Raw genomic sequence first — 11,183 nt, 5'->3', positions numbered from 1 at the left:
GTTGCCACACTCAAAGCTGTACGCCGCCGGGTGGTTCTCCGTGCGCCCCCCCGCCCGCCAGGTGTTGGGACAGCCCCCGCCGCCGGCCGCCGTGGACCCCCCCCCCCCGCGGCCGTGGGTCAGGGCCCCGTCGGCCCCGGGTCCGCCCCGAGTCCGTGGAGGTCGGCCGACCGGATCGCGTCGCGGGTCCACGAGCCGAGCACCAGCAGCGTCTTGGTGCCGGTGACGTCGCCGGCGCGGCGCAGCCGGTCGATGACCAGCTGGAGGTGGCCGAGGTCGCGGACGCGGACGTGGATGAGCGCGTCGGGGTCGCCCGCGATGGTGTAAACGGCCTGCACCTCGGCCACGTCCGTCGCGGTGCGGACGATCTCGCTGACCGGCGTCGTGCCGGGGTAGCGCAGCTCGGTGAACGCCTCGATGCCCCAGCCGAGCTTGGCGTAGTCGATCTGCACCGAGAAGCCGGTGATCACGCCGATGTCCCTGAGCCGGTCCACGCGCCGTTTGACGGCGGCCACCGACAGCCCGATGCGGTCGGCCATCTCAGAGAAGGTCCTACGCCCGTCCTCGCGCAGGAGGCGCAGCACCTGGTGGTCGATGTCGTCAACGTCCGGCATGTGAGATGCACCTCTTTCGACGCAAAGAACATAAGCCAAAAGGCTTGCTCAGTACAAATGTTTGCGTCTTTTTGCGGCTTTCTCGGTCGATACTTGCGCACCCGCTGGTCGCGTTGCTGTGCTTGGACTCCCCACGCACGAGGAAGCCAGGAGGTTCGCGTGAGCGTGACTCCCGCCACTGTCACTCCCGTCACTGTGTCGCTCGACGACAAGTACACGGCCACCAGCGGCAAGGTGCTGATCTCGGGCATCCAGGCCCTGGTCCGCCTGACACTGGAGCAGCGCCGCCTCGACCAGGAACGCGGCCTGAACACGCGGGTCTTCGTCTCCGGCTACCAGGGCTCGCCGCTGGGCGGGGTCGACCTGGAGATGGGGCGGGCCGCGCGGTTCCTCGACCCGGCGGGCGTGGTGTTCCAGCCGGGGCTGAACGAGGAGCTCGCCGCCACCGCGGTGGCCGGGACGCAGCTGCTCGGCCAGGTCCCTGGCCGGCGGCACGACGGGGTGACCGGCTTCTGGTACGGCAAGAACCCCGGCCTGGACCGGGCCGCCGACGCCATCCGGCACGGCAACGTGGCGGGCACCGCGGCGCTCGGCGGCGCGGTGGCCTGGATCGGCGACGACCCCGGCAGCAAGTCCTCGACCGTGCCCAGCTCGTGCGAGCCGATGTGCCAGAGCCTGTCCATGCCGCTGCTCGCGCCCGGCTCGGTGGGGGAGATCATCGAGTTCGGGCTGCACGCGGTGGCCCTGTCACGGGCCACCGGCCTGTGGACCGGCCTGAAGATCGTCGCCGACATCGCGGACGCCTCTGCCACCGTCGACCTCGGCCCGCTGCGCGACGGCGTCCCGGCGCCGGACCACGCCGACCGCGGCGCGTCCCCCGTCCTGGTCGGCCCGGCCTCGCTGGACGCCGAGCACGACATGCTGACCCGCCGGCTCGACCTGGCCCGCGCCTACGCCCGCGCGCACGGGCTGAACCGGGTGATGGCCGACTCCCCGCGGGCGAGCCTCGGCGTCCTCGCCTCGGGCACCACGTACGCGGTGGTCCGGCGCGCGCTGGCGGACCTCGGCCTGGACGAGGCGGCCATGGACGCGCTCGGGCTCAGGCTCATCAGGCTCGCCATGCCGTTCCCCCTCGCGCACGACGACCTGGCCGCCATGACCGCGGACCTGGACCGGGTGCTCGTCGTGGAGGACAAGGTGCCGTTCCTGGAGGGGCAGCTCAAGCAGGCGCTCTACGGCGGCGAGCGCGCCCCCGCCGTGGCCGGCAGGGACCTGCTCACCGCGCGCGGAACCCTCGGCGCCGAGGACGTGGCCAAGGCGCTCGCCACCTGCCTCGGCCCCGACAGGCTGCCCCGGCAGCCCGTCCGTCTGTCGCCCGCGATGCCGACGAGCATGCCGGCGAACAAGCCGGCGCGCCGGATGCTCCCGCTGGTCGCCGCGCGCACGCCGTACTTCTGCTCGGGCTGCCCGCACAACGCCTCCACCCGCACCGACGACAGCACGCTGGTCGGCGTCGGCATCGGCTGCCACGCCATGATCGCCCTGGACGGCAACGGGCGGGGCACCCAGGTCGGCATCACCCAGATGGGCGGCGAGGGCGCCCAGTGGATCGGCCTGGCCCCCTTCACCGGCGACCCACACTTCGTGCAGAACCTCGGCGACGGCACCTTCCACCACTCCGGGTCCCTGGCCGTCCGCGCGGCCGTCGCCGCCGGCGTGTCGATCACCTACAAGCTGCTCTACAACGACGCTGTGGCGATGACCGGCGGCCAGCGGGCCGAGGGCCGTCTCGACGTCCCCGCGCTGACGCACGCGCTGGCCGTCGAAGGGGTGCGCCGCATCGTGATCACCACGCCCGAGCCGGAGACCTACCGGGGCGTCCAGCTCGCGCCGATCGCCACCGTCCGGCACCGCGACGACCTCCCCGCCGCCGAGAAGGAACTGGCCGCACTCGACGGGGTGACCGTGCTGATCCACGACGACCGGTGCGCCGCCGAGGAGCGACGACTGCGCAAGCGTGGCAAGCTGCCCACCCCGGTGCAGAAGGTCGTGGTCAACGAGCGCGTCTGCGAGGGCTGCGGCGACTGCGGGGACGTTTCCACGTGCCTGTCGGTGCAGCCGGTCGAGACCGAGTTCGGCCGCAAGACCCGCATCCACCAGCCGTCCTGCAACTCCGACCTGAGCTGCCTCAAGGGCGACTGCCCCTCGTTCCTGCTGGTCGAGCCGGGACAGCGGCAGGCCAGGCCGGTTCCGGCGCTGCCGGTGGCGCTCACCGACCCCGTCGCCAGGTTCCCCGGCAGGGAGGTGCTGATGCGGATGCCCGGCATCGGCGGCACCGGCGTCGTCACCGTCTCACAGATCCTGCAGATGGCGGCCCACCTCGACGGCCTGCACGCGGCCGGGCTGGAGCAGACCGGGCTGGCCCAGAAGGGCGGGCCCGTCGTCAGCGACGTCCGCATCGCCCCGAGCCCGGTCAGCGGCTCGGTGCGCGCCTCGGACGGCACCACCGACGTGCTGATCGGCTTCGACCTGCTCGGCGCCGCCGCGGACGGCAACCTGGCCGTCGCCTCGCCGGAACACACGGTCGCCGTGGTCAACACCGCCGTCGTGCCCACCGCCGCCATGGTGACCGGCCGCGCCGCCATGCCCGGCTCACCCGCCGACGCGATCGTCCGCGTCGAGTCGGCCACCAGAGCGGACGACAACATCTACCTCGACGCGCAGGGCCTGGCCGAAGCCCTGTTCGCCGACCACATGGCCGCGAACATGCTGCTCGTCGGCGCGGCCTACCAGCACGGCTGCGTCCCGGTCTCGGCAGCGGCCATCGAGCAGGCGATCCGGCTCAACAAGGCGGCCGTCGAGCAGAACCTGGCCGCCTTCCGCTGGGGCCGCGCCGCCGTCCTGGACCGCGACGCCGTGCTGCGCGCCGTGGCCCCTCCTGCCCCGCGTACCGGAGGCGGCACGCTGGAGGAGGCGCTCGCCGTCCGGATCGCCGACCTCACCGGCTACCAGAACGCGGCCTACGCCCGCTCGTACGCCGAGGACGTGCGCCACGTGGCCGCCGTCGCGGCCGAGCGCGCGGGGGAGGAGGCCGGCGCGGGCGTCGCGCTCGCCTACGCCCGCGGGCTGCACAAGCTCATGGCCTACAAGGACGAGTACGAGGTCGCCCGCCTGCACCTCGACCCGGAGGAGCAGGCCAGGCGCGAGCATGAGTTCGGCCGGGACGCCGTCGTCTCGGTGCTGCTGCACCCGCCGCTGCTGCGGGCCCTGGGCATGAAGCGCAAGATCAAGCTGCGCCGCTCGGCAGGCGTGCTGTTCCGCGGGCTGCGCGCGGCCCGCGGCCTGCGCGGCACCGCGCTCGACGTGTTCGGCTACGCCAGGGTGCGCAAGGTCGAGCGCGAACTCGTGGGCGAGTACCGCGCCCTCATGCGTGACGCTCTGACCCGGCTCACCCCCGCCACCGCCGACGACGTCACCGCCATCGCGGCCCTGCCCGACCTGGTCCGCGGCTACGAGGACATCAAGCTCGCCCGCGTCGCCGAGTTCCGCGAGCGCGCCGCCGCCGCGCTCGCTCGCCTGGACGAGCCCGCCGTCACTCGTTGACCACCGGTTCGAGCTTGCTCCAAGTCCGCCCGCCCCCATCCTGAACCAGCAGGGGCATGTACGGCCGCTTCTCATCCACCTTGTCCCAGCGGACGGCGGCCTTGGCGCCGGTGTTCATCTCCACGTCGTCCGTGGTGAACCGGATCTCGTCCTTCTTGTCCTGGTAGATGACCTCGATGCCATAGGCTGCGCTGTCGCCCTTGACCTTGCTGGTGTCCAGGATGAAGCGGCCGAAGCGCTTGCCGTCCAGGGGAAGTTCGGCGCTCATCGTGCTACCGGCGACGTCGGCGGAGTTGGAGACGTTGAAGGTGAGGTACTCGTCGTCGGAGATGCTGGCGCCGAAGTGGACGACGGGGGAGACCGTGTCGCTGGCGGTGTAGCTGAACTTGCTCATGTCGGCGCTGACGTCGAAGACGTCCTTGGCTCCCTTGCGGAGCTGGATCTGCTCCCCGGCGACGTCGAAGGCGTCGTAGAGGATGCCCACCTGGACGTCCTTCACGTCCTTGGTCAGGTGGCCGCCGTCCACGGTGATGGTGAAGTGGTTGCCGCCGGGAATGGTGTACTCGGGTTCGGGGTCGTCGCCGGGTTTGCCGCCCTTGGGCTTGCTGACTGCGGCGCCGGGGATCTCGTTCACCAGTTTGCCGTCGACGTAGCCGGTTCTGTGGCCGGCGTCGTCGGTCAGGAGCAAGTGCGGGTGGTTGGCGGCGTCGCCGTCCAGGTAGACGAGCTTGGTGTCGGCGGCCGGTCCGCCCTTGACGGAGCCCTTGCCGCTCTGCTCGCCGTCGTCGTTCCTGCCGCAGAAGGAGCAGGGCTGGGTCTCGGCGACGGCCTTGACAGGGGTCAGTTCCAGGGTGCCGGTTTCGGCGTCGCCCTCATAGAGGTCGACGGGTTCGCCCGGTTTGGTGGTGGTTTTGTACTCCCAGGTGTCGCGCGTCAGATCAACCCTGACCTTCTGCGTGACGCTCGGATAGTTGTTGTCGTACACGAGGATATTGACCTGATTGTCGCCGGCCTTCTCGATCGCGTAGGGCGTGATCTCGTGGCCGCCGGAGCCGTCGCGTTTGTAGAAGCCGAGCGACATGCCCTCCTTCTCCTCGGCGGACCAGGCTTGGATGAGCCGGTCGACGATCTGGCTGGGCGTGCCCTTGATCATTTGCTGCTTCACGCTGGCGCCGTACTGAGTGGCGAAGTTCTGGGCGATGACGCTCTGGAGGGGCTGGTTGTCCTCCTTCGCCAGTTCCGGGGTGGTGTCGGCGCCGTAGTCCGAGGCGTTGAGCGTCTGTTTCCACATCTGGAGGCTGGTCAGCGACATGCCGTAGCAATGGCCGCCGTCCATGGACTTGTTGGTGTGCTCCATCCACGCCTCGGCCTGCGGGATGAGCTCGCAGGACTCGGTTTCCGCGTCGATGCAGACGGCGTCGCCGAACAGGTTGTGGACCTCCTGGGAGGTCAGGTTGGTCTCGTCCCCGCCGCCGTAGTTCTCGAACCCGAAACCGTCGGTCTCGGGTCGGAAGCCGCTGTCGGCGATGAGCTTCCCCGTGGGGGCGTCGTCTATGGCCGTTCCGTGGGTCAGCTCTGCTTTGCCGCCGCTGTCCTCGGTGTCCGAGCACGCGGTCGCTGTGAGCATCACGGCGACCGTCAGGGCCGCCAGGGTTCTCGAGGGCATGAGCCGACGGTGGCGGGCTCGGATTGACGATTCATAACCGGTCGGTTGACAGCGGAACTGCTTGAAGGGATCACGGGGCGGCCCCTCGGGCCAGACCCGGTCAGCCTTCGAACGTGGCCGCGAAGCGCTCGATGACGGCGGCGACCTCGCCCGGCGCCGACGCGTGGGCGCTGTGCCCCTGACCGTGCAGCACCACCCGCTCGGCGCGGGGGAGCACGCGGGCCAGCGCGTCGAGGCGTTCACCCAGGTGGGCGGGGCTGCGATCGCCGCCGAGCAGCAGCACCGGGGCCTGAATCCCGGCGTAGGCGTCGAGGCGGACGCCGAGCCGGTCCAGCGCCTCGTTGTCGTCGATCTGGTGCGGGACGAGCGGGCGCAGCCACGGGCTGACGGCGGCGAACACGCCGGCCAGGAAGGCCACCCACGCCGGGAGCCGGACGGTGTCCCGGATGAAGATCCGTAACGCCCGGCCCGGGCGGCCGGCGGCGATGGCCTGCCGGGCGCGGACGTTGATCTCGCCGCCGGGGCCGCCGAGCGGGTCGCCGATCACGACGGGCGGTTCGTAGAGGACGGCGCCGGAGAACGTCCCCGGCGCGGCGACCAGCGACTCCAGGGCGACCACCGCGCCGGAGGAGTGGCCGACGAGCAGGATCGGGGGCTCGATCTCCCGCGCGACGGCGAGCACGTGCTCGGCCTCCTGCGGGATCGTCGCGGGGCCGGGCAGGTCCTGCCGGTACTGCCGCCGGTGCAGGCGTACGACCCGGTGCCGCGCCGTGAGCCGGGCCGCCACCTTCTCCCAGGAGCGGCCGTCGTCCAGCCCGGGATGCAGGATCAGCACGGCCGGCCCCTGGCCCTCGTCTGTGGCGCGTACCTCGGTGCCGTCGGGCGCTGTGGTGATGAGCATGCCGACCTCCTTAGCAGCGCTAAGGCTAGCTTAGCGCTGCTAAGGAGGCAACGGTGCGCAAAAAATAGGGTTCCCGACCTGGGCAGTTGATCGCTTCCGTGACGGATCTCGGTGGCGCGCATCCGTGAGAGGCGCACGCGGACGAGGTGTTCGCGGCCGCCCGCGAACTGCTCTGGCAACCGCCTGGGCCCGGGAGGAGGGCGCCGACCGCGTCAGTCCGTCAGCCGGACGGCCACCTCCATGCCCACCGGGACGCCCTGATCGAGCAGGCCGATCTGGCGCACCTGGGCGAGCGACACGCTCGCGCCCTCGGCCTCGGCGGCGGCCAGCAACGCCAGCACCGCGGGGTGCGCGGCTCCGTCGACCACGGCGACGTCCTGCTCGAAGCGCCAGCGGATCACCATCTCCGGGCCGGGCTCCACAGTGCCGGACTCCACGCTGCCGGACTCCACGTTCCAGTCGGCAGGCGGCAGCTCGGCCACCGGCCAGCAGCAGACCACCTGGATCGCGGTGTCGCTGCCCGGCTCGGCCCTGATCGTCGTCCAGAACGCCCCGGTCGGCGGATTCCCCGCGGCCGTGAGGCGACGCCAGAGGTCGGCGAACACCTCGTTGGCCCGCTCGTCGTCGTCGTCAGGCGACAGGATCACCCCCGCCCAGTGCTGCGCCGCCGCCTGTCGCACCTCGGTCTGCCACGTCACCCGCTCGGCCAGCAACTGGTCCAGGACGTCGAGCGCGGCGTCCTGGCGTTCCCGCTCGGCGGCCAGTCTGGCGCGGTGCGCCGCCAGCACCGCGGCGGCGCTCTCGGCGTCCCTGAGCAGCGCGGGCGCCTCGGCCAGAGGCAGATCGGCGGCGCGGGCGCCCTTCAGCCTGAGCGCCTGCTCGAACTGCGCGGCGGCGTAGCGGCGGTGCCGCGACCACGGGTCCACCGACGCGGGCGAGAGCAGGCCCTGCTCGTCGTAGAGGCGCAACGCCTTCGGAGTCAGACCTGTCAGCTCCGCGAACTCACCGATGTTCATCATGCGCCCAGTGTGGGACCTCCCCCTGGGGCAGGTTCCACCTCGCGGCGAAAAAAACGCCGCCGGGCACGCGGGGGTCAGGGACCGAGCGGCTCGTAGACGGTGATCTCACGGGAGGCGAGGCGGGCCAGGCAGTCGCCGACGACGTGCTTCTGGAAGTGCTCGGACGCGCGGTGCGCCTGGAACGCGGCGGCGTCGGTGTACTCCTCGTAGATCAGGAACCGTCGCGGGTCCTCGGCGGAGACGTGGGCCCGGTAGACGAGATTGCCCGGCTCCTGACGGGACAGCGGGGTGATGCGCCGGATGACGTCGGCGACGGCGTTCTCCTCGCCGTCGCGGGCGGTCCACACGGCTTGCACGACATAGGTCATGGCCGGTGACTCTAGGACGAAGGCCGCGCACTGTCACATCTCAGCACGGTGCTTGACATATTGGATTGGCCCCGCTTAACGTCCCGTTAACCGACAGGCACAGACGAAGACACCCCTGTCAGTGGTCTTCGTCTGTGCCTTCAGTCGTTCCCGTACCGCTGGCAAGGGTTCCAACCCCCCGAAAGGCGGCGGGCATGAACGACGGCCCTGCGAACACGAGAACGGCGGTCATCCGCGGCGCGGGAGACGCGGCCGACCTCATCGACACCCTCAAGAGCCTGAGCGGCCGGGCCAACGGCGTCTGGTTCCTCGCCCTGGCGGGACTCTTCCTGGACGCCTACTCCAACGCGGCGCTGGGGGCCGGCCTGTCCCCGATGGTCAAGCAGCTGGACCTGTCGCCCACCCAGGTCGGCGTGCTCACCGCGATGGCCCCGGCGATCGCGATCGTCTCCAACCCCTTCGGCGGCTGGCTCGCCGCGCGGATCGGCCGGGTCAGGCCGCTGCTGATGACGAAGGTCGTCTTCGCGATCGGCGCGCTGCTGACCGCGGCCGGTTCGGACTTCCCGACCGTCTTCGCCGGCCGGGCCCTGGTGGGCATCGCCTACGGCATCGACTTCGCGGTGGCGATGGCGCTGCTCGCCGAGTACACCCCGGCCGCGCTCAAGGGCAGGCTCAACTTCTGGCAGGGCGTCTGGTACACCGCCACGACCACGAACCTCCTGCTCACCCTCGTGTTCTACAAGCTGGACACCGGCACCGACATCTGGCGCTGGTCCGTCGGCTCCTCGGCCGTCTTCGCGGTGATCCTGCTGATCCTGCAGCTGGCCTTCCTGGTCGAGAGCCCCACCTGGCTGGCGTCCAAGGGCAGGCTGGGGGAGTCCGTGGTGAACCTGCGCCGGATGTACGGGTTCACCGCCCAGGAAGGGCAGCCGGAGACCGATCAGTCGGGCGCGTCCAGGCACAAGGTCGGGCTGCGGGACGCGGGCGTCCTCTTCCGCCGCCCCTACCTGCCCCGCACCGTGCTGTCGACCACGATCTCGCTCACCCAGGCCATGCAGTACTTCGCCGTGGGCTGGTACCTGCCGGTGATCAGCCTCGAGCTGTTCGGCAAGGAGTTCGAGAAGGCGACCCTGGGCTCCATGGCGTTCAACGCCGTCGGCATCATCGGCGGCTGCCTGTCCGTCCAGGCCGGCCGCCGGCTGGGCCTGCGGGTCAGCTCGATGACCGGGTACGCCGTGGTGTTCGTCGCGCTGCTGATCATGGGCGCGACCTTCAAGCAGCTGCCCCTCGGGCTGGCCGCGCTCCTGCCGGCGCTGTTCATCTTCTTCCACTCCGCGGGCCCCGGCCCCAACGGCAAGTCGATCGCGGCGCTGTCGTACCGCAGCGACATCCGCACGCTGGGCACCGGCGTGACCGGCATGCTCGGCAGCCTCGGATCGGTCGCGGGCCTCTACCTGTTCCCGCAGCTCCAGGCGGGTATCGGGGTCGGTAACAGCCTGATGCTGCTGTCGGTGGTGCCGCTGGTCGGCCTGCTCACCTGCGTGGCGATCAAGTGGGACCCGACCCGCGTCGCGGTGAACCTGGAAGCGGAGCCGATCCGCCTCCAGGAACGCCGGCCGGTGTCGGCCTGACCGGTGTCCCGTTCGGACACGATGAAAGGACCTTCGCGGATGACCAGGCAACGCCGTCGAGGCGTGCTCAGCATCGATGAGGGAACCACGGGAACGCGTGCCGCCGTCGTCCTCGACGACGGCAGCACGACGCCCCCCGCGTACCTGCCCATCTCGGTCCGCTCGCCGGACCACCTGCGTGTGCAGCAGGACGGCGCGGAGATCTGGGCGAACACCCTGCGGGTCTGCCGTGAGGTGCTGGACTGGGCGTCCGCGCACCAGGTGGAGCTCACGGGAGTGTCGATCTCCACGCAGCGCGCCACGGTGCTGCTGTGGGACACGGTGACCGGCTCGCCGCTCAGCCAGGCCGTGGTGTGGCAGGACCGCAGGTACGCCGCGCGGCTGCGGGAGTGGGAGAGCGACTGGGACGCGCACCTCGCCGAGCACACCGGCCGGCCGGTCGGCTCCCGGGCACCGCTGCTGTGGGCGGCGGAGGAGATCGTCCGCAACGAGGCCGCCGCCCGGGCGCACGACGCGGGCAGGCTGGCCTTCGGCTCGATCGACACCTGGCTGGTCTGGAAGCTCACCGGGGGAGCCCGCCAGGTCATGTCCGCCACGAACGCCGTGGCCCTGGGCGCCTACGACCTGCGGACGGGCGACTGGCACGAGCCCTGGGTGCGCTTCCTGGGCTGCCCGCGTGACCTGCTGCCGCGGATCGTCGACGACGACGGCGACTTCGGCGTCACCGACCCGTCGGCCCTCGGCGTGCGGCTGCCCATCCTGTCCGTCATGGGCGACCAGCACGCCGCCATGATCGCGCTCGGCGCCCACCGGCCAGGTCAGGCCATGTGCGTCCACGGGACGGGCACGTTCCTCGACGCCGTCGCGGGCGATCGGCCGCCCGTCCACCGCCGCCGGGTACCCGGGGTGCTCACGCTGGTCGGCTGGCGCTCGCAGGGCGCGTCCGTGTTCAGCGTGGAGGGGTACGCCCCGACGACCGGCTCGGCGATGCGCTGGCTGTGCGAGGAGATCGGGCTGTTCGAGTCGCCGAGCCGGCTGGCCGAACTGGCCCGCGAGTACACCGGGCCGACGCGGGTGAAGTTCGTCCCCGCCCTGGCGGGGATGCGGACTCCGGTCTGGTCGCCGGAGGCCGGCGGCATCCTCACCGGGCTCAGCCTGTCCACGACCCGGGCGGAACTGGCCCGCGGCATCCTCGAGGGCTTCGCGCATTCGGTGTGCGACCTGCTGGAAGGCGTCGAGGAGGTCCTGGGCAGGCCGGTCACCGACCTGTTCTGCGGCGGCGGGCTGGCCACCAGCGACGTGCTGATGTCCAGCCAGGCCGACCTTGTCCGCGCTGGTGGACGTGGCCAGGCTGCCCGAGCTGGCCGGCGTGCACGACCGC

8 protein-coding genes are annotated in these 11,183 nt (G+C 71.4%); 3 read left to right on the top strand and 5 right to left on the bottom strand.

Annotated elements, in window-relative coordinates:
- Positions 1-119: 119 nt before the first annotated feature.
- On the bottom strand, positions 120-614 hold the full coding sequence (locus ABZ297_RS44435) for an Lrp/AsnC family transcriptional regulator (RefSeq protein WP_355359834.1): 495 nt from the start codon (positions 612-614) through the stop codon (positions 120-122).
- A 159-nt stretch (positions 615-773) separates the two neighbouring features.
- Between ABZ297_RS44435 and ABZ297_RS44430 the strand changes: the two genes are divergently transcribed.
- Positions 774-4,217 (top strand): indolepyruvate ferredoxin oxidoreductase family protein, encoded by a 3,444-nt coding sequence (locus tag ABZ297_RS44430; protein ID WP_355359831.1) that lies wholly within the window; start codon positions 774-776, stop codon positions 4,215-4,217.
- Here ABZ297_RS44430 and ABZ297_RS44425 read toward each other — a convergent pair.
- The 4 genes from ABZ297_RS44425 to ABZ297_RS44410 all read right to left on the bottom strand — a co-directional run bounded on the left by ABZ297_RS44425 (position 4,207) and on the right by ABZ297_RS44410 (position 8,171).
- On the bottom strand, positions 4,207-5,883 hold the full coding sequence (locus ABZ297_RS44425) for a hypothetical protein (RefSeq protein WP_355359828.1): 1,677 nt from the start codon (positions 5,881-5,883) through the stop codon (positions 4,207-4,209). The genes ABZ297_RS44430 and ABZ297_RS44425 overlap by 11 nt on opposite strands.
- A gap of 100 nt (positions 5,884-5,983) precedes the next feature.
- Positions 5,984-6,784: an alpha/beta hydrolase gene (locus ABZ297_RS44420; RefSeq protein ID WP_355359826.1), complete on the bottom strand. Its 801-nt coding sequence runs from the start codon at positions 6,782-6,784 to the stop codon at positions 5,984-5,986.
- Between the two features lie 212 nt (positions 6,785-6,996).
- Positions 6,997-7,803: a MerR family DNA-binding transcriptional regulator gene (locus tag ABZ297_RS44415; protein WP_355359823.1), complete on the bottom strand. Its 807-nt coding sequence runs from the start codon at positions 7,801-7,803 to the stop codon at positions 6,997-6,999.
- Between the two features lie 74 nt (positions 7,804-7,877).
- The gene (locus ABZ297_RS44410) at positions 7,878-8,171 is read right to left on the bottom strand and encodes a putative quinol monooxygenase (protein ID WP_355359820.1); all 294 of its coding nucleotides are present in this window, start codon (positions 8,169-8,171) and stop codon (positions 7,878-7,880) included.
- A gap of 194 nt (positions 8,172-8,365) precedes the next feature.
- Between ABZ297_RS44410 and ABZ297_RS44405 the strand changes: the two genes are divergently transcribed.
- Both ABZ297_RS44405 and ABZ297_RS44400 read left to right on the top strand, forming a co-directional pair.
- Positions 8,366-9,802 carry an MFS transporter gene (locus tag ABZ297_RS44405; RefSeq protein WP_355359817.1) on the top strand — a complete coding sequence of 479 codons (1,437 nt, stop codon included), beginning with the start codon at positions 8,366-8,368 and terminating at the stop codon, positions 9,800-9,802.
- 39 nt (positions 9,803-9,841) lie between these two features.
- Positions 9,842-11,183, top strand: a 1,342-nt coding sequence (locus ABZ297_RS44400; protein ID WP_355359814.1) for an FGGY family carbohydrate kinase, incomplete at its 3' end; no start/stop codon positions are given.

The sequence above is a fragment of the Nonomuraea sp. NPDC005983 genome (genome assembly GCF_040614375.1).
GTDB lineage: Bacteria > Actinomycetota > Actinomycetes > Streptosporangiales > Streptosporangiaceae > Nonomuraea.
The sequence above is the reverse complement of the archived record's forward strand: the minus strand, read 5'-3'. Positions and strand labels throughout refer to the sequence as shown.